An 18,061-nucleotide genomic window follows, 5' to 3' on the forward strand; every position below is an offset into this window, starting at 1 on the left:
TTGAAGAAAGTCAGCATCATTGATGTCGCAAAGCATGCGGGCGTTTCGGTCTCCACCGTATCGCTGGTGCTGCGCCAGAAAGGGAAAATTTCAGACGCAACGATCGCGAAGGTCAATGCTGCCATCACTACGCTGGGCTATGTTCACAACGTCGCCGCTGCCAATCTCCGCGCCAACACCTCCAACCTGATCGGCCTGATCCTGCGCGACTTTAGCGACAGCTTTTCCATTAAGGTGATGGCGAGCATCGTCCAGGAGCTGGAGAGACAGGGGTATATGGTTTTCCTCGGCCAGCCGCTGAACGACCATGAACATCTTGAGCGCTGCCTGCTGTCGTTTAAACAGCAAGGGGTCGCCGGCGTTATCTATCTGGCCTCTGACACCCGGGCATCCTCGCTGCCGGAACACATACGCCAGTGCCCGCTGCCGCTGGTGGTGGTCTCTCAGTCCCTGCTGGATGAAAAATGCAATCTGGTGATGCGCGACAATCGCCAGGCGGCGAACCTTGCCGCGCGTTATCTTATCGAGCGCGGACACCGCAACATTGCCTACATTGGGGGTCGTGAAGGCTGCCTTATCCGCGAGCAGCGTCTGCTCGGCTTTCGCAGCGCGATGACCCAGAACGGCCTGGTCTGGCGTGAGGAATACTCGCCTGCGTGTAGCGATGACACGCTGGCCGCAGGTTTCGCCACCCGCCAGCTGCTGGAAAAAAACAACACCATCACCGCCCTGCTCTGCCACTCGCCGGATGCGATGATCGGCTCCATCTCCGGCATTCATCAGGTGGGGCGCACCGTGGGGAAAGATGTGTTTCTCACCCAGCAGGTCGCGCTGGTCGGTTTTGAAGATATGTTGCACGTGAACCTGACGTCTCCCTCGTTTACCTACGTTTCCTCCGCCAGTGAGGAGACAGGGCGTCAGGCGGCGGGGTTGATTATCCGCAAGTTAAAAGAGCCGGATCTGCAAACACAGCGTATCACCCTTTCCGGGCAGCTTATTGCCCGGGAATCGGCGTAAATAAGACGCTAACACCATCCTCATTGCGCCCATTCGCTGCTATATTTCCCTGCTTTGCCATGGATAATCGCAATGCCTACCGTTATCACCCACGCTGCAGTGCCTTTGTGTCTGGGCTTAGGCCTGGGAAGTAAAATCATCCCTCCCCGCCTGCTGCTTGCCGGCGTCGTCCTCGCCATGCTGCCGGACGCCGACGTGCTGGCGTTTAAGTTCGGCGTTGCCTACGGCAATGTGTTCGGCCACCGCGGCTTTACCCACTCCCTGCTGTTTGCCTTTGTGGTGCCGATACTTTGCGTACTGATGGGCCGACGATGGTTTCGGGCAAGTCTGACCCGCTGCTGGCTGTTCTTAACCGTGTCTCTGCTGTCGCACAGCTTGCTGGATTCCATCACCACCGGAGGGAAAGGCGTCGGCTGGCTGTGGCCGTGGTCAGATGAACGGTTTTTTGCACCGTGGCAGGTCATTAAGGTCGCGCCGTTTGCGCTGTCACGCTATACAACGCCCTACGGGCATCAGGTGATTATGTCGGAACTGCTGTGGGTGTGGCTGCCAGGGGTTGTGCTGATGGGGCTGTTGTGGTGGAAGCGGAGGTAAAAGCAAAACGGCAACCCAGTTGCCGTTTTTCGTGTTTGCACCCTCTCCCGGTGGGAGAGGGCATCAGCGCGCACCAGAATTATTTTCGACGCCAGGTGGTCCCCTGCGGGCCATCTTCCAGAATGATGCCCATTTCCGTGAGACGGTTACGCGCGGCATCTGCTGCCGCCCAGTCTTTCGCCTGACGCGCTTCCAGACGCGCGTTGATAAGTTGCTCAATCTCCGCCACTTCGCTATCGTCCGCCTGCGCACCGCTTTGCAGGAACAGATCCGGTTCCTGCTCCAGCAGACCCAGTACCGAAGAGAGCTTACGCAGATGGGAGGCCAATGCATTCGCCGCCGCCATATCTTCTGATTTCAGACGGTTAACTTCACGCGCCATATCAAACAGCACGGAGTAGGCTTCCGGCGTGTTGAAGTCATCGTTCATCACGTCAATAAAGCGCGCTTCAAACGCCTCACCGCCTGCCGCGGGTACAGATTTATCGGTACCGCGCAGGGCAGTGTACAGACGCTCCAGCGCCGCACGCGCCTGTTTCAGGTTCTCTTCGCTGTAGTTCAGCTGGCTGCGATAGTGACCAGACATCAGGAAGTAGCGCACGGTTTCCGCATCGTAATATTTCAGCACGTCGCGCACGGTGAAGAAGTTGCCCAGAGATTTAGACATCTTCTCACGGTCAACCATCACCATCCCGGAGTGCATCCAGTAGTTCACGTACTCGCCGCCATGCGCACAGGTTGACTGTGCAATTTCGTTTTCATGGTGCGGGAACATCAGATCCGAACCGCCACCGTGAATATCGAAATGTTTGCCCAGCTGTTTGCAGTTCATCGCCGAGCACTCAATGTGCCAGCCAGGACGCCCTTCGCCCCACGGGGAAGGCCAGCTTGGTTCGCCCTCTTTGGACATCTTCCACAGCACGAAGTCCATCGGATTACGCTTCACGTCCACCACATCAACGCGCGCACCGGCCTGCAGCTGATCCAGATCCTGACGGGAAAGCTGACCGTAGGTAGGGTCAGTCGGCACGGAGAACATCACGTCACCGTTATCGGCCACATAGGCGTGACCACGTTCGATCAGCTTCTCGGTGATGTCGATAATTTCGTGGATATGGTGGGTGGCACGCGGCTCGCTGTCCGGACGCTGAATATTCAGGGCGTCGAAATCTTTGTGCATTTCCGCGATCATACGATCCACCAGCGCAACAAAGCTTTCGCCATTTTCGTTCGCGCGCTTGATGATTTTGTCGTCGATGTCGGTGATGTTACGCACGTATTTCAGGTTGTAGCCCAGAAAACGCAGGTAGCGCGAGACAACGTCGAATGCCACAAAGGTACGGCCATGGCCGATATGACAGAGATCGTAAACCGTAATACCACACACGTACATGCCGACTTCCCCGGCATGGATAGGTTTAAATTCCTCTTTTTGGCGCGTCATTGTATTAAAGATTTTTAACATCGAAGATTCCATGTAAACACGTGTGTGGTTGAAAACCGGTTATTCTACCTGTAATTCAAACCTGAAGCAGCACACAATGCAAGGTGATCGCATCCTGTGGTTATGCTATAACAAGCCCCTATAGATGACCCAAACGCGGGTCGACGTACCACAATAACGGAACAGGATGCAAAAATGGTTACTTTCCACACTAATCATGGCGATATCGTAATCAAAACCTTTGATGACAAAGCGCCTGAAACAGTTAAAAACTTCCTGGACTACTGCCGCGAAGGTTTCTACAACAACACTATTTTCCACCGCGTGATCAACGGCTTTATGATCCAGGGCGGCGGTTTCGAACCTGGCATGAACCAGAAAGCGACGAAAGAAGCGATTAAAAACGAAGCGAACAACGGTCTGAAAAACACCCGTGGTACGCTGGCGATGGCGCGTACGCAGGCTCCTCACTCTGCAACAGCCCAGTTCTTCATCAACGTTGCTGACAACGACTTCCTGAACTTCTCCGGCGAAAGCCTGCAGGGTTGGGGCTACTGCGTCTTTGCAGAAGTGGTTGAAGGTATGGACGTAGTCGACAAAATCAAAGCCGTGGCGACCGGCCGCAGCGGCATGCATCAGGACGTTCCAAAAGAAGACGTCGTGATTAACAGCGTGACCGTCAGCGAGTAATTCGTGGCGACACTCTTTATTGCAGATTTGCACCTGCAAACAGAAGAACCGGCGATCACCGCCGGTTTTCTGCGTTTTTTACGCGGTGAAGCGAAAAGTGCCGATGCACTTTACATTCTGGGTGACCTGTTTGAAGCCTGGATTGGCGACGACGATCCCAACCCGCTGCACCGTGAGATGGCGGCTGCCATTAAAGCGCTGGTCGATTCCGGCGTCCCCTGCTTCTTTATCCACGGCAACCGTGATTTCCTGCTCGGCAAGCGCTACGCCCGCGAAAGCGGCATGACGCTGCTGCCGGAAGAGCAGGTACTCGACCTTTATGGCCGAAAGGTGTTAATCATGCACGGTGACACACTCTGCACTGACGACACCGGCTATCAGGCGTTTCGCGCTAAGGTTCATACCCCGTGGATCCAAAAACTGTTCCTGGCTCTGCCGCTGTTTATCCGCAAGCGGATCGCAGCCAGAATGCGTGCCGACAGTAAGGCCGCGAACAGCGGCAAATCCATGGCCATTATGGACGTTAATCCCCAGGCGGTAGTCAGGGTCATGGAAAAACACCGCGTTCAGTGGTTGATCCACGGTCATACTCATCGTCCCGATGTGCATACCCTTACCGCCAACGGCGAAGCGGCCCACCGCGTCGTCCTGGGGGCCTGGCACAGCGAAGGTTCAATGGTCAGCGTCACGCCTAACGGTGTGGAACTGATCGCTTTCCCGTTTTAATCCGCCAAAAAATCATTCTATTTTTTTGAACAATATCGGCAAATTGTTTCGATTTTAATCAGCCCGTGGTCGGCCTATTATTTATCACATCAGGGCAACACGCCCTATCCCAGATAAAAAATTTAAGGAATACGACCATGAAATCCATCAAAACTTTCGTTGCAGTTGCCGCACTCTCTCTGATCTCTTTCGGTTCTTTTGCTCAGAGCGTCAGCGCCACGGCCTCTACCCTTGACCGCGCAGAAGCGAAAATTGCCGCTCAGGCTGCTGAACAGGGCGCGTCTTACAAAATCACCAGCGCTCAGTTTAACAACCGCGTTCACATGACGGCAGAACTGACCAAATAAGACGTCTGCTGACCGTGCCGCCCGTCAAAAGCACATCAAAGCACATCGATGCCTGATAAAACAGACCGCCAGAACGCGGTCTGTTTTGTTATCTCCTGAGAGCCACAACGGCTCATTTTTTAACCGCGCAACCGTTTTCCTTGCCCCTATTACATGCTATTCTCTGTGCCCTCGAAAGCAGTGTGTTTCGCACCACAGGAGTTTTAAGACGCATGTCTTCCCGCAATAATCCGGCGCGTGTCGCCATCGTGATGGGGTCCAAAAGCGACTGGGCTACCATGCAGTTCACCGCCGAAATCTTTGAAATCCTGAATGTTCCGCACCACGTTGAAGTGGTCTCCGCACACCGTACACCGGACAAACTGTTCAGCTTCGCCGAAAGCGCCGAAGAGAAGGGTTATGAGGTGATCATTGCCGGTGCGGGCGGCGCAGCACATCTGCCAGGCATGATTGCCGCCAAAACGCTGGTACCGGTTCTGGGTGTTCCGGTGCAAAGCGCTGCGTTAAGTGGTGTCGATAGCCTCTATTCCATCGTTCAGATGCCGCGTGGCATTCCGGTCGGCACGCTGGCCATTGGTAAAGCGGGCGCTGCCAACGCTGCCCTGCTCGCCGCGCAGATCCTGGCGACTCACGATAAAGCGTTACATCAGCGTCTGGCGGACTGGCGTAAAGCCCAGACCGACGAGGTGCTGGACAATCCGGACCCACGGGGTGCGGCATGAAGCAGGTATGCGTCCTCGGTAATGGTCAGTTAGGCCGTATGCTGCGTCAGGCCGGTGAGCCGCTGGGTATTGCCGTCTGGCCCGTCGGGCTGGATGACGAACCGGAAGCCGTGCCGTTTCACCAGAGTGTGATCACCGCGGAGATTGAACGCTGGCCACAAACGGCCCTGACGCGCGAGCTGGCACGTCATAATGCCTTCGTTAACCGCGACGTCTTTCCCATTATTGCTGACCGTCTGACGCAAAAGCAGCTGTTCGATAAGCTCGGGCTGCCGACTGCGCCGTGGCAGCTGTTGTCCGATAAAAGCGAGTGGAAGGATATATTTGCAATGCTGGGCGAGCTGGCAATTGTGAAGCGTCGCGTCGGCGGGTACGACGGTCGTGGACAGTGGCGTCTGCACGCCGATGACACTCACGAGCTGCCGGACGATTGCTACGGGGAGTGCATCGTTGAGCAAGGCATTAACTTCAGCGGTGAAGTCTCTCTGGTAGGTGCTCGCGGGCAGGATGGCCATACCGTTTTTTATCCGCTGACGCATAACCTGCATCAGGACGGGATCCTGCGTACCAGCGTTGCATTCCCGCAGGCCAGTGCTGAACAGCAGGCGCAGGCAGAAGAGATGCTCTCTGCCATCATGCACGAACTCGGTTACGTCGGCGTCATGGCGATGGAGTGTTTTGTCACGCCGTCCGGTCTGCTGATTAACGAACTGGCACCGCGCGTTCACAACAGCGGTCACTGGACCCAAAACGGGGCGTCCATCAGCCAGTTCGAGCTGCACCTGCGCGCCATCACTGACCTGCCGCTGCCGCAGCCGGTGGTGAACAGCCCGTCGGTGATGATCAACCTGATCGGTACCGATCTGAACTACGACTGGCTCAAGCTGCCGCTGGTGCATCTGCACTGGTATGACAAAGAGGTGCGTCCGGGTCGTAAGGTCGGTCACCTGAACCTGAACGATACCGACACCGATCGTCTGAGCGCCACGCTGGAAGCGATTATTCCTCTCCTGCCGCCGGAATACGCGAGCGGAATTATCTGGGCGCAATCAAAGCTTAAGTAATACTCCTCTGCCGGGGAGTTGACCTTCCCCCTCCCCGGCGTACAATCCCCGCCCATTGCAGCTTAGTTTTCTTCTGGAAAAACCATGAACGATGGAACGGACTATCGCGCGATCCTCGCATCCGATACCCCTTTAATCGACGTTCGCGCGCCGATCGAATTCGCCCAGGGCGCGATGCCTGCGGCAATCAACCTGCCTCTGATGAACGATGATGAACGCGCCGCCGTCGGTACCTGCTATAAACGCCAGGGGCCGGACGCTGCGCTTGCTCTCGGCCATAGCCTGGTCGCAGGCAATACCCGTGAGATGCGCATTAACGCCTGGCGCGAAGCCTGTCTCTCCCACCCCACCGGCTACCTCTGCTGCGCGCGTGGCGGTCAACGCTCGCATATCACTCAGGCCTGGTTGAAAGCGCGCGGCGTGGATTACCCGCTGATCGCAGGCGGCTATAAAGCGCTGCGTCAGACCGCGATTAAGGTAACCGCTGAGCAGGTGCAAAAACCGATGGTGCTGATCGGCGGCTGTACCGGGAGCGGCAAAACGTTGCTGGTGAAACAGCACGCGCAGGGTGTGGATCTGGAAGGGCTGGCACACCATCGCGGCTCGTCGTTTGGCCGCACGCTTACACCACAGCTTTCGCAGGCGAGCTTCGAAAACCAGCTCGCCGTCGTGCTGTTGAAAAAAGAGGCCGCACGCTGGGTGCTGGAAGATGAAGGGCGGATGATTGGCTCCAACCACCTGCCGGAATGCCTGCGAGACCGCATGGTTCAGGCACCTGTTGTGGTGGTAGAAGACCCGTTTGATGTCCGTCTTGAACGCCTGCGTGAAGAGTATTTCGACCATATGTGGGCGGATTTTTCTGCTGCCTTTGGCGAAGAGGCGGGCTGGAAAGCGTACAGCGAATACCTGCACCACGGCCTGTTTGCCATTCGCCGCCGTCTGGGGCTGCAACGCTTTGCAGACTTTACGGCGCTGCTGGATTCCGCCCTGCAGGAGCAACAACGTTCTGGCAGCACCGACGCGCATTTGCGCTGGCTTGCCCCGCTGCTGAACGACTATTACGACCCGATGTACACCTGGCAGCTGGCAAAAAAAGCGGAGAAGATTGTGTTTCGCGGAACGTTTGAGGACGTGGCTGACTGGCTCAATCGCTGAATCACGTGCAAAAAAAACGGCAACCCAGGGTTGCCGTTTTCATATCGGGGTGACTCCCCTGCGGACTGAACTTAGAAGTCGTAACGCAGACGCACCAGGTTCATGTCGCCCAGGTTATCCGTGCTGGAGGTGAACACGTGTTCGTAATCAACACGGAAACCGTAGTCCAGCTGGACGCTAACACCCACGCCGTTATCGATACGCTGGTAGTTACGGCCATTCACGTACTCAATACGGTCACCCATGAAGTAAGGCTGGATGGATTTCACCGCATACTGATCGATTGGGAATTTGTACCCTGCGAAGTATTCAATACCCCATGCATCACCGGCAAAGTAGTTGTCAGTAGACACTTTTTTGGTGGTCAGGAAGTTCTGGTACCAGCCGCCGCCAGCCGAGAAGGTCCAGTTATCCGGCGTCCAGCTCAGCGCGGTACCGAGGATATTCTGGTCGTAAGATTTGCTGTCGCCGTTGTCCGGGTTACGCATGTCCGCGCGGGTGTAGTTCCACGCTGCGCCCCAGGTCAGATCGGTGGTCAGGTGGTAATCCAGACCCAGTGAACCGCCGCCTTTACGTTTGTAACGCAGGCCATTGCCCGGCAGGTATTCGCTGTCTTCAAACAGGTAGGATGCATAGATATCCGCATCGCCTACGGTTTTCTTATATTTCAGCATTTTGCGTGAACGATAAGAGCCGTCGTAGTCACCGTTGATCCCGTTACCTGGAGCCTGACCAATCATGTCGTAATCCCAGATATCGGTTTTCACGCCAACCACATCATAGTAAACGCTGTTCTGTTGACCGAAGGTCAGCGTACCCCAGGTGTCGCTCTTCAGACCGGTGTACAGCATACGGCGAGAGGTGTCGTTAGCACCTTCAGCGTAGTGATTATCCCAGTTGAACAGCGCCGGAATGTTCACACCCAGCTCGTAGTAGCTGATCCAGCTGATGTCATCAAACAGATAGTAATCTGCTGCGAAACGGAAACGGGTGCCGCCGTCGAAGCCATTACGTTTGTAGGAGCCTTTATCGCCGTCGCCCGACATCATGTTGAACTGAGGACGAATACTGCCGCCAACGGTAAAGTTAAGACGGCTCAGCGGGTTACCTGCCTGAGGGTCTTGTTTAAGAACCGTGATTTCCGCCTGAGATGCGAAGGAGGTCAATGCCACTGCTGCGCCAATTGTTACTGCCAGCGCTGATTTTTTTATAGTCATTATTTTTCCTTTATAGACACGCTGCTAAATATTTAGCAGGTGAATATTAACTGGAAATAATCTTGCTGTGTGCGCGGGTTTTTAATGTTTTGTGCTACTAAACGCATGGGTATTACCGATTTGTGCTGCTAAATTATTACGCACCAGCAGATAAACCGGTGCGTAATTATCACGGATTTGAACTAACTGGCAAACTGACGGAACAGCGCTTTCCCTTTTAGCAATCGCGTGCCGAGCCAGCCGCCGCACAGCGACAGCAGCACCGCACCGCAGACCGGCAGCGTGAACCACAGCCGCCAGTCAGGCTCCCACGGGAAATCGAAGACCCGGGTCTGCAGCACGGCTAACGCCGTCTCAGCCCCCATCGCCGCCACCAGACCCGAGACCAGCCCCAGCAGGGCGAACTCGCTCCACAGCGTGGTGCGCAGCAGTCGCTTGCTCGCCCCGAGCGTGCGATAGACCACCAGCTCCTGATGACGCTGCCGCATCCCGACCTGCACCTGGGCCAGCAGCAACAGTACGCCGCAGATCGTCACCAGCACTACCATGACCTCCAGAGCCCGGCTGACCTGCTCCAGCACCTGCCCGACCTGTTTAAGGATCGCGCCAATATCCAGCAGGCTGACCGTCGGAAATTCGCGGTTCAGCCGGGTCAGCATACCGTTGCCGTTTTCCCAGCGGAAACTGGTGAGCCAGCTTTGCGGCTGTCCGTCCAGTGCGCCTGCGGGGAAAATAAAGAAGAAGTTCGGCCGCAGGCTTTCCCAGTCCACCTTACGCAGGCTGGTGACCTTAGCGCTAAAGTCCTGCGTATCGCCGGTAAAGGTCACGCTGTCGCCCAGCCTGACGTTCAGGCGCGTCGCCAGCCCCTCTTCCATCGACACTTCACCCGCTTTCGGCGGCCAGCTGCCGGCGGTAATCGGGTTGTGATCTGGACGTTTCTCCTGCCAGGTCAGGTTCAGTTCGCGGTTAAGCGATTCATCCTTGTTTCCCTCCGTGGACTGGCCGTTGATCTGCGTCAGACGCGCACGGACGATGGGGTAGAACGACTCCGGCACAATCTGGTGTTCCGCCAGGAACGTCTTCAGCGGTGTCACCTGCTCAGGGGCGATATTGATCAGGAAATAGTTCGGGCTTTCCGGCGGAAGCTGCTGTTGCCAGCGATCCAGCAGATCGCCGCGCAGCACCAGCAGCAGTGCCAGTAGCATAAACGACAGCGAAAAGGCAGACAGCTGACTCAGCGTAGACCAGGGCTGGTGCAGCAGACGATTCACCGCCAGCCGCACGGGAAGCGACTTCACCGTCAGCTTTTTAAGCACATTAAGGAGCACCCAGCCGACCACACCACACAGCAGCGCCAGCACCACCGCCCCGGCCAGTACGGCCCACAGCAGCGCGCTGCCGCCCATCAGCCAGGCCAATAACCCAACCGACACCGCAACAATGACAGGAAGATAGAACTTCAGCGGCCAGACGTTGGCCACCACGTCACGGCGCAGTACGCGCAGCGGCTGCGTCGCGAGCAACAGCCGGTACGGGCGAAGCCCCACCAGCACCGAAATCACCATCATCGCGCCAATCGCCCACAGCCATGGCCAGAGGCTGGCCGGTGGAAGTGCGGCAGGCAGTACCGGTTTCAGCATGACCATCAGCAGCTTTTCAAACAGCAGCCCCATCGCCCCACCGGTGAGTGCTGACAACACCAGCAGCATCAGCCACTGGCCGACAATCAGCTTACGCAGCTGGGCGCTGCCCGCGCCGAGGGTTTTGAGGATCGCCACCAGATCGTATCGGCTGCGGCAGTAGTGCCCCATGGCCACCGCCACCGCCGCCACGGCCAGCAGCAGGGTTAACAGCGCTGAAAGCAGCAGGAACTGCTGAGAACGTTCGAGAGATTTACCAAGCGCCCCTTCGTCCTGCTCCAGTCCGTACCAGCGGTGCTCCGGTTTTAACTGCGGCAGCAGCCATTTTTCATACGCGTCAAGCTGGGCGGGCGTTCCCGCAAACTTATAGCGCCAGGTGACACGGCTTCCCGGCTGCACGGCATGGGTATTTGCCACATCAGCGGTATTCATCAGCAAGCGCGGGGCAAGCTGGAACGGGTTAAAGCCGGAGTCAGGTTCCTGAACCACCTCCCCGGCGATACGGAGCGTGGCGTCACCCACGTCAATGCTGTCACCCGTTTTCAGGTTCAGCAGCGCCATTAAACGTGGCGCCAGCAGCACCGTGCCCGGTTTCGGCTTTAACCCAGGCGGGCTGGTCTGCAGTTCACCGTACAGCGGGTAAAGGTCGTCGACGGCTTTGACGCTCGCCAGCTGCGGCGTATCGCCGGCAAAGGTCATGGTCTGAAAGCTCAGCTGTTCCCCCACCTTCAGCCCACGCTTACGCGCCTCGTCAAGCCAGCCCGGCGGGACGGGACGCGAGCTTTGCAGCGCCCTGTCTCCGGCCATAAACTCGCGGCTTTGCTGGCTTAACCCTTTCTCCATGCGATCGCTGACGCTGCCCAGCGCCAGCACGCAGGCTACCGCCAGGCTTAACGCCATCCAGACAATCAACAGCGTGGGCGAGCGCCATTCGCGCCAGAACCAGCGGGCAATCATGCTTCCTCCTGCAGTTCACCGTTAACCAGCCGCAGGCGACGGTCGCAGCGGGCAGCCAGTTGCGGATCGTGGGTCACCAGAATCAGCGTGGTCCCGTGTTCGCGGTTGAGCGAAAACAGCAGGTCGGCAATTTTATCCCCGGTCTTTCGGTCGAGGTTTCCGGTAGGCTCATCCGCAAACAGCACGTCCGGGCGGCCGTTAAACGCCCGGGCCAGGGCCACACGCTGTTGCTCCCCGCCGGAAAGCTGCGCCGGGAGATGGTCGAGGCGTTTGCCAAGCCCAAGCTGCTCCAGCAATGCCTTCGCGTGGGCGCGGCTTTCACGGCTGTTACCGCCGCGCAGCAGTGCCGGCAGTTCAACGTTTTCCAGCGCATTGAGCGTCGGGATCAGCATGAAGGACTGAAAGACAAACCCGATATGACGAGCGCGGAGCGCGGCACGCGCCTCTTCATCAAGCTGATGCAGCGGTTGCCCGACCAGGTTGACCTCTCCACTGCTGCCGTCGTCCAGACCGGCTAAAATGGCCAGGAGCGTGGACTTTCCGGAGCCGGACTCGCCAATCAGCGCAATGGTTTCGGCGCGTTTGACAACGAGTTCAACTCCGGTGAGGATGGAAAGCTCGTGTTCCCCCTGACCGACGGACTTCTTAAGACGATGAACTTCAACAATGTTTTCCGCTGGCATTTGCCCTTCCTGTTTTTAATCCTGATGACCTTCCGCGCGGCGGCAGCGGACACGTTACTGGTTCTCGGTGACAGCCTGAGTGCAGGCTATCGCATGGCGGCCAACGCGGCCTGGCCAGCTCTGCTCAATGACAAATGGCAGAGTAAGACAACGGTTATTAATGGCAGCATCAGCGGTGATACCTCGCAGCAAGGCTTGTCGCGCCTGCCAGCCTTACTCAAACAGCATCAACCGCGATGGGTGCTGGTTGAGCTGGGCGGTAATGATGGCTTGCGTGGTTTCCAGCCTCAGCAAACGGAACAGACCCTGCGCACGATCCTTAAGGATATTAAGGCCGCGAACGCGCAACCGCTGCTGATGCAAATTCGCCTGCCCGCCAACTATGGACGTCGGTATAATGAAGCCTTTAGCGCGATCTACCCAAAGCTTGCCAACGAGTTTGATATTCCGCTGCTGCCATTTTTTATGGAAGAGGTCTATCTCAAACCCCAGTGGATGCAAGACGATGGGATCCACCCCAATCGCGATGCGCAGCCGTTTATTGCCGACTGGATGGCAACACGGCTGGCCCCTTTAGTTAAACATGACTCCTAATTCAGCGGAGATCCTGACAGGTAAAGTTATGCAAAAATCGGTCTTAATTACAGGATGTTCCAGCGGAATCGGTCTTGAAAGTGCACTCGAATTGAAGCGTCAGGGATATTGGGTACTGGCGGCCTGTCGTAAACCCGACGACGTCGAACGCATGAACGGGCTGGGCTTTACCGGTGTGTTACTGGATTTAGACTCACCGGAAAGCGTGGAACGCGCAGCCGATGAGGTGCTGGCCCTGACCGACAACCGTCTGTACGGCCTTTTTAACAATGCCGGTTACGGCGTGTATGGTCCCCTGGACACGCTCACCCGCGAGCAGCTGGAAAAACAGTTTTCCACCAATTTCTTTGGCGTCCATCAGCTCACCATGCGCCTGCTTCCCGCCATGCTGCCGCACGGTGAAGGACGCATTGTGATGACCTCCTCCGTGATGGGGCTGATTTCAACCCCGGGCCGCGGGGCCTATGCCGCCAGCAAGTATGCGCTGGAGGCCTGGTCCGATGCCCTGCGCATGGAGTTGCGTCACAGCGGCATTAAGGTCAGCCTGATCGAGCCGGGCCCTATCCGCACCCGCTTTACGGAAAACGTTAACCAGACCCAGGCGGATAAACCGGTCGAAAATCCCGGTATCGCCGCACGCTTTACGCTCGGGCCGGAAGCAGTCGTCGCTAAAGTACGCCATGCTTTTGAGAGCGAAAACCCCAAAATGCGCTATCCGGTGACGCTGGTAACCCATGCGGTAGGCTGGTTAAAACGCCTGCTGCCGGGCCGGATGATGGACAAAATTTTACACGGTTGAGTTGAAGCGTCGTCGCTAACCCCCATGTAAATAACAAACCGATAAAAGAGAAGGCCGCATGTCCGTACAGAATATCGTCAATATCACTGAAGCAAACCTGCAACAGACCCTCGAACAGTCCATGACCAAACCGGTGCTGTTCTACTTCTGGTCTGAGCGTAGTCAACACTGTCTGCAGCTGACGCCGGTACTCGAAAGCCTTGCCGCGCAATACAATGGCCAGTTCATTCTCGCCAAACTGGATTGTGACGCTGAGCCTATGGTGGCGTCTCAGTTTGGCCTGCGCGCGATTCCTACCGTCTATCTGTTCCAGAATGGGCAACCTGTTGATGGCTTCCAGGGGCCACAGCCTGAAGAAGCGATCCGCGCCCTGCTGGATAAAGTCCTGCCGCGCGAGGAAGAGCTGAAGGCGCAGGAAGCCATGGGACTGATGCAGGAAGGCAAATACGACGAAGCGCTGCCGCTGCTCAAAGAGGCGTGGCAGCTGTCGAAACAGGACAGCCAGATTGGCCTGCTCCTTGCGGAAACGCAGATTGCCCTGCACCGTTCCGACGATGCGGAAGCTGTGCTGAAGACCATTCCACTGCAGGATCAGGATACCCGTTATCAGGGTCTGGTCGCGCAGATCGATCTGCTGAAACAGGCGGCGGACACGCCGGAGATCCAGCAGCTTCAACAGCAGGTTGCCGATAACCCGACCGATGCCGCGCTGGCAAGCCAGCTGGCGCTGCAGCTGCATCAGGTGGGACGTAACGAAGAAGCGCTGGCACTGCTGTTCAGCCATCTGCAAAACGATCTGGGTGCCGCCGACGGTCAGGCGCGGAAAATGTTCCAGGAGATCCTGGCCGCGCTGGGCACCGGCGATGCGCTGGCGTCGACGTACCGCCGTCAGCTGTACGCACTGCTCTACTGATGAACAGGCCCGGTGCCGCTAGCGCTCACCGGGCCTGCACAAGAGGCGGTCACCCCGCCTTTTTCAACTGCGTCACCACCAGCTGGTGGCGCGCGTTGTAGAACTTCCGATAGGTTAAATAGCAGGCAATGATGGTCGACAGGCTGGCCGTAGAGAGCAGCATAAAGGTCACCATGATCTGATATTTAATGGCTTTGACCGGATCGATACCGGCAAAAATCAGCCCCGACATCATTCCCGGCAGGCTAACCAGCCCAACCGTTTTTGCGGAATCCACCGTTGGGATCAGCGACGAGCGGATGCTGTCGCGGATCAGTACCGCCGAGGCCATTTTCGGTGTCGCCCCCAGACTTAATTTCTCCTGCAGCTTCTGTTGTTCACTGCTAAATCGCTGGCCGAGGTTGTTGTAACACAGTCCTACAGCCACCATAGCGTTCCCCGCAATCATCCCGGAAATAGGGATAACCTGCATCGGCGTAAACTCGATTGAGCCGGACACCACCAGCACCGCCAGCGTCAGCGCCGTCCCGGTTGTAATGGCGATAAACGATGAGACAAACGCCTTATCGATATACTTACTGCGTTTCTGCGCGTTCCACGCCGCGTTAAAGCAGATAAACAGCACCATCAGGAGCGTCAACACCGCGTGGTTGACGTTAAAAATATACTTCAGCACATAGCCGACAATAATGAGCTGGATAACCGCGCGGCAGATACTCCAGATAATATCTTTCTCCAGACCCAGCTTTTCCCGGTAGCTCACCACAATAGCGATCAGTACCAGCACCATCGAAAACGCCAGCGACGTATTCGTAATATTATGCTCACCCATGGTTTGCCTCCTGCATTTTCCCGCCCTGCGGCTCAAGCGTAATGACGTCATCCGCATGGGTAATTTCGTTCGAATCGTGCGTAACCCACAGCACGGCAATATTCTGCTCGCTTGCGTAACGATGAATAATCTCGTTAACGTTGCGTTTGTTCACCTCATCCAGCGCGCTGGTGATCTCGTCGAGTAACAATATCTTCGGCAAAAACTGCAGATTACGAATCAGCGAAACACGCTGCTTTTCGCCGCCCGATAATTCATTGATGGATTTAGTCAGCGTCTCTTTCGACAGGCCAAAGCGGGCCAGATCGGCGATAAATTTTTCTGGCTCCGGCGTTTTATGACGGATTTGCCACGGAAAGACCAGGTTGTCATAAACCGTGTCCCCAAACAGCGAAGGGGTTTGCACGCAGTAAGAGACCTGCTGGCGATAGCTTTCTGGCGACAGCGTCGCGATATCCTGCCCTTCAAACAGAATAGCGCCCTCAGTGGGGCTGAGCAGTGAAGCGACAATCTTTAATAACGTGCTTTTACCACAGCCTGACGGCCCTGTTATCAGTTTGAACTCACCCGGGGAAAGACAAAAATCGACATGCTGAAGGATCGTGGTATTTGCCACACGAAAACCGACATCCCTGACCTGCAAGAGCGTATTTTTATTGTTCATCATGCATCCTGTAACCACCTTTATTGCAACCATGCGTAGAATAATCCTTTCACGAACGCAGCGCGAATAGGGTGTATCGATGGCTGGAGTAAAGGTTTTACCGGTATTCGTCGCGCCCCCTTCTTTACAGGGGCGAATTTCAGTCCGATAGCCGATATACTGACTTATAACACACACGCAGTTCCCTTCGTCACAGCATGCAAAACAGGAGGTTTTTATGCTTATCGTTATACCTGTCCTTATTTTCGTTGCGCTGGTTATTGTCGGCGCTGGCGTCAAAATTGTCCCACAGGGGTATCAGTGGACCGTTGAACGCTTTGGCCGCTACACCAACACGCTCCAGCCGGGTTTAAGCCTGATTGTCCCTTTCATGGACAGGATTGGACGTAAAATCAATATGATGGAACAGGTGCTGGATATTCCTTCCCAGGAAGTGATCTCCAAGGATAACGCCAACGTCACCATTGATGCGGTCTGTTTTATTCAGGTTATTGATGCCCCAAAAGCGGCCTATGAAGTCAGCAATCTGGAGCTGGCTATCGTAAATCTGACGATGACCAACATTCGTACCGTGCTCGGTTCAATGGAGCTGGACGAGATGCTCTCTCAGCGCGACAGCATTAACACCCGCCTGCTGCACATTGTCGACGAGGCCACCAACCCGTGGGGGATCAAAGTTACCCGTATTGAGATCCGTGACGTGCGCCCACCGGCAGAGCTGATCGCCTCCATGAACGCGCAGATGAAAGCGGAACGGACCAAACGCGCCTACATTCTGGAAGCTGAAGGGGTGCGTCAGGCAGAGATCCTGAAAGCCGAAGGGGAAAAACAGTCGCAGATCCTGAAAGCGGAAGGTGAACGCCAGTCTGCCTTCTTACAGGCGGAAGCCCGTGAACGTTCTGCAGAAGCGGAAGCCCGCGCCACCCAGATGGTCTCTGAAGCAATTGCGGCAGGTGATATCCAGGCGGTGAACTACTTCGTTGCGCAAAAATACACTGACGCGCTGAAAGAGATTGGCTCCGCGAACAACAGCAAAGTGGTGATGATGCCGCTGGATGCCAGCAGCCTGATGGGCTCCATCGCCGGGATCACGGAACTTATCAAAGACAGCGGAAACGAGCGCAAAAAATGATTGAGCTAATCGTCGCACATCCTCATGCATTCTGGCTAAGCCTCGGTGGCTTATTGCTGGCCGCGGAGATGCTTGGCGGCAACGGTTACCTGCTCTGGAGCGGTGTTGCCGCTGTCATTACCGGGTTAGTGGTCTGGCTACTGCCCCTGGACTGGGCGTGGCAGGGGGCGTTATTTGCCGTGCTGACGCTGTTAGCCGCCTGGCTGTGGTGGCGCTGGCTTAACCGCCAGGTGACAGAGCAGAAACCGCTCGACGCTCACCTCAATCAGCGCGGGCAGCAGATTGTCGGCAAACGTTTTACGCTCGACACAGCGCTGGTTAACGGGCGCGGACATATGCGCGTGGGCGACAGTTCATGGCCCGTGGTGGCCGACGATGACCTCAGCGCCGGCACGCAGGTTGAGGTCATTGCGGTGGAAGGGATAACCCTGCGGGTTAAAGCCTGTCAGGCATGAGCCTTACGATGACAGCAGCCGGACAGATTATCGATAATCGGGCAGTCGGCGCTGTCATCCCCCGGACAGGATTCCGCCAGCGCCAGAAGCTGCTGACGCATCGCCTGTAACTCGGTAATGTGGCGTTCAATCTCAGCCACTTTCTCAAGCGTTCGTTTTTTCACGTCTGCGCTATGGCGCGCCGGATCGTTGAATAAGGTGACCAGCTCGCCGCACTCTTCAAGGTTAAATCCCACCTGCCGCGCCTGGCGCAGCAGCGTCAGTTCATCAAGATGCAGTTGCGTATAACTGCGGTAGCCATTTTCACTGCGCAGCGGCGGTGTCACCAGCCCCTTCTCTTCATAAAAACGGATCGCTTTGCTGGTCAATCCGGTTTTTTTCGCAACATCACTGATATTCACATTTCCCCCTTGACC

At 56.4% G+C, this 18,061-nt stretch carries 20 protein-coding genes; 13 read left to right on the top strand and 7 right to left on the bottom strand.

The features are described 5' to 3' along the window. The gene (malI, locus tag QLG09_RS18680; protein ID WP_014168942.1) at positions 1-1,017 is read left to right on the top strand and encodes a Mal regulon transcriptional regulator MalI; all 1,017 of its coding nucleotides are present in this window, start codon (positions 1-3) and stop codon (positions 1,015-1,017) included. Positions 1,018-1,089: 72 nt separating this feature from the next. Then, positions 1,090-1,611: a metal-dependent hydrolase gene (locus QLG09_RS18685; RefSeq protein ID WP_020885160.1), complete on the top strand. Its 522-nt coding sequence runs from the start codon at positions 1,090-1,092 to the stop codon at positions 1,609-1,611. A 79-nt stretch (positions 1,612-1,690) separates the two neighbouring features. Here the strand turns inward: QLG09_RS18685 and cysS are convergent, their stop codons facing one another. Next, complete coding sequence (gene cysS, locus QLG09_RS18690) at positions 1,691-3,076, bottom strand: cysteine--tRNA ligase (protein ID WP_020885161.1); 1,386 nt, start codon at positions 3,074-3,076, stop codon at positions 1,691-1,693. Between the two features lie 174 nt (positions 3,077-3,250). Here cysS and ppiB point away from each other — a divergent pair, with 174 nt between their 5' ends. The 6 genes from ppiB to mnmH all read left to right on the top strand — a co-directional run bounded on the left by ppiB (position 3,251) and on the right by mnmH (position 7,759). Next, positions 3,251-3,745: a peptidylprolyl isomerase B gene (gene ppiB / locus QLG09_RS18695; RefSeq protein WP_014168939.1), complete on the top strand. Its 495-nt coding sequence runs from the start codon at positions 3,251-3,253 to the stop codon at positions 3,743-3,745. 3 nt (positions 3,746-3,748) lie between these two features. Beyond that, entirely contained in the window at positions 3,749-4,471 is a 723-nt protein-coding gene (lpxH, locus tag QLG09_RS18700) for a UDP-2,3-diacylglucosamine diphosphatase (RefSeq protein ID WP_282489278.1), read from the top strand. A gap of 137 nt (positions 4,472-4,608) precedes the next feature. After that, complete coding sequence (locus QLG09_RS18705) at positions 4,609-4,818, top strand: YdgH/BhsA/McbA-like domain containing protein (protein ID WP_013095921.1); 210 nt, start codon at positions 4,609-4,611, stop codon at positions 4,816-4,818. Between the two features lie 212 nt (positions 4,819-5,030). Beyond that, positions 5,031-5,540 carry a 5-(carboxyamino)imidazole ribonucleotide mutase gene (gene purE, locus QLG09_RS18710; protein ID WP_020885164.1) on the top strand — a complete coding sequence of 170 codons (510 nt, stop codon included), beginning with the start codon at positions 5,031-5,033 and terminating at the stop codon, positions 5,538-5,540. Further along, positions 5,537-6,604 carry a 5-(carboxyamino)imidazole ribonucleotide synthase gene (gene purK, locus QLG09_RS18715; RefSeq protein WP_032681533.1) on the top strand — a complete coding sequence of 356 codons (1,068 nt, stop codon included), beginning with the start codon at positions 5,537-5,539 and terminating at the stop codon, positions 6,602-6,604. Before purE ends, purK begins: the two co-directional genes overlap by 4 nt. A gap of 84 nt (positions 6,605-6,688) precedes the next feature. Beyond that, a complete protein-coding gene (gene mnmH, locus QLG09_RS18720; protein ID WP_047744103.1) occupies positions 6,689-7,759 on the top strand; it encodes a tRNA 2-selenouridine(34) synthase MnmH in 1,071 nt (356 codons plus the stop codon). 71 nt (positions 7,760-7,830) lie between these two features. Here mnmH and QLG09_RS18725 read toward each other — a convergent pair whose 3' ends face one another. The 3 genes from QLG09_RS18725 to ybbA all read right to left on the bottom strand — a co-directional run bounded on the left by QLG09_RS18725 (position 7,831) and on the right by ybbA (position 12,256). Beyond that, the gene (locus tag QLG09_RS18725; RefSeq protein ID WP_032677564.1) at positions 7,831-8,976 is read right to left on the bottom strand and encodes a porin; all 1,146 of its coding nucleotides are present in this window, start codon (positions 8,974-8,976) and stop codon (positions 7,831-7,833) included. 182 nt (positions 8,977-9,158) lie between these two features. Beyond that, a complete protein-coding gene (gene ybbP / locus QLG09_RS18730; RefSeq protein WP_049023174.1) occupies positions 9,159-11,573 on the bottom strand; it encodes a putative ABC transporter permease subunit YbbP in 2,415 nt (804 codons plus the stop codon). Then, on the bottom strand, positions 11,570-12,256 hold the full coding sequence (ybbA, locus tag QLG09_RS18735) for a putative ABC transporter ATP-binding protein YbbA (protein WP_014168931.1): 687 nt from the start codon (positions 12,254-12,256) through the stop codon (positions 11,570-11,572). Before ybbA ends, ybbP begins: the two co-directional genes overlap by 4 nt. Here ybbA and tesA point away from each other — a divergent pair. Genes tesA through QLG09_RS18750 form a run of 3 tightly spaced genes read left to right on the top strand, consistent with a single transcriptional unit; the run spans position 12,227 to position 14,562 of the window. Continuing rightward, complete coding sequence (gene tesA, locus QLG09_RS18740) at positions 12,227-12,850, top strand: multifunctional acyl-CoA thioesterase I/protease I/lysophospholipase L1 (protein WP_025206538.1); 624 nt, start codon at positions 12,227-12,229, stop codon at positions 12,848-12,850. The genes ybbA and tesA overlap by 30 nt on opposite strands. After that, positions 12,840-13,649 carry an SDR family oxidoreductase gene (locus QLG09_RS18745; RefSeq protein WP_014168929.1) on the top strand — a complete coding sequence of 270 codons (810 nt, stop codon included), beginning with the start codon at positions 12,840-12,842 and terminating at the stop codon, positions 13,647-13,649. Before tesA ends, QLG09_RS18745 begins: the two co-directional genes overlap by 11 nt. 58 nt (positions 13,650-13,707) lie before the next feature. Further along, the gene (locus QLG09_RS18750; protein ID WP_025204830.1) at positions 13,708-14,562 is read left to right on the top strand and encodes a co-chaperone YbbN; all 855 of its coding nucleotides are present in this window, start codon (positions 13,708-13,710) and stop codon (positions 14,560-14,562) included. Positions 14,563-14,611: 49 nt separating this feature from the next. On the opposite strand, the gene fetB is transcribed toward QLG09_RS18750, so the two are convergent. Both fetB and fetA read right to left on the bottom strand, forming a co-directional pair. Continuing rightward, positions 14,612-15,394 (bottom strand): iron export ABC transporter permease subunit FetB, encoded by a 783-nt coding sequence (fetB, locus tag QLG09_RS18755; protein WP_020885171.1) that lies wholly within the window; start codon positions 15,392-15,394, stop codon positions 14,612-14,614. After that, the gene (gene fetA, locus QLG09_RS18760) at positions 15,387-16,058 is read right to left on the bottom strand and encodes an iron ABC transporter ATP-binding protein FetA (protein ID WP_063925408.1); all 672 of its coding nucleotides are present in this window, start codon (positions 16,056-16,058) and stop codon (positions 15,387-15,389) included. The genes fetB and fetA overlap by 8 nt, the downstream gene beginning before the upstream one ends. Positions 16,059-16,275: 217 nt before the next feature. On the opposite strand from fetA, the gene QLG09_RS18765 reads away from it, so the two are divergent. Both QLG09_RS18765 and QLG09_RS18770 read left to right on the top strand, forming a co-directional pair. Beyond that, positions 16,276-17,190, top strand: coding sequence for an SPFH domain-containing protein (locus QLG09_RS18765; RefSeq protein ID WP_014168925.1), 915 nt, complete (start codon positions 16,276-16,278; stop codon positions 17,188-17,190). Further along, a complete protein-coding gene (locus tag QLG09_RS18770; protein ID WP_014168924.1) occupies positions 17,187-17,645 on the top strand; it encodes an NfeD family protein in 459 nt (152 codons plus the stop codon). The genes QLG09_RS18765 and QLG09_RS18770 overlap by 4 nt, the downstream gene beginning before the upstream one ends. On the opposite strand, the gene cueR is transcribed toward QLG09_RS18770, so the two are convergent. After that, positions 17,636-18,046, bottom strand: coding sequence for a Cu(I)-responsive transcriptional regulator (gene cueR / locus QLG09_RS18775; protein WP_014168923.1), 411 nt, complete (start codon positions 18,044-18,046; stop codon positions 17,636-17,638). The two genes, QLG09_RS18770 and cueR, sit on opposite strands and share 10 nt — an antisense overlap. Between the last annotated feature and the right edge of the window lie 15 nt (positions 18,047-18,061).

It is taken from the genome of Enterobacter sp. V89_11, assembly GCF_029967775.1.
GTDB classification, from domain to species: domain Bacteria; phylum Pseudomonadota; class Gammaproteobacteria; order Enterobacterales; family Enterobacteriaceae; genus Enterobacter; species Enterobacter ludwigii.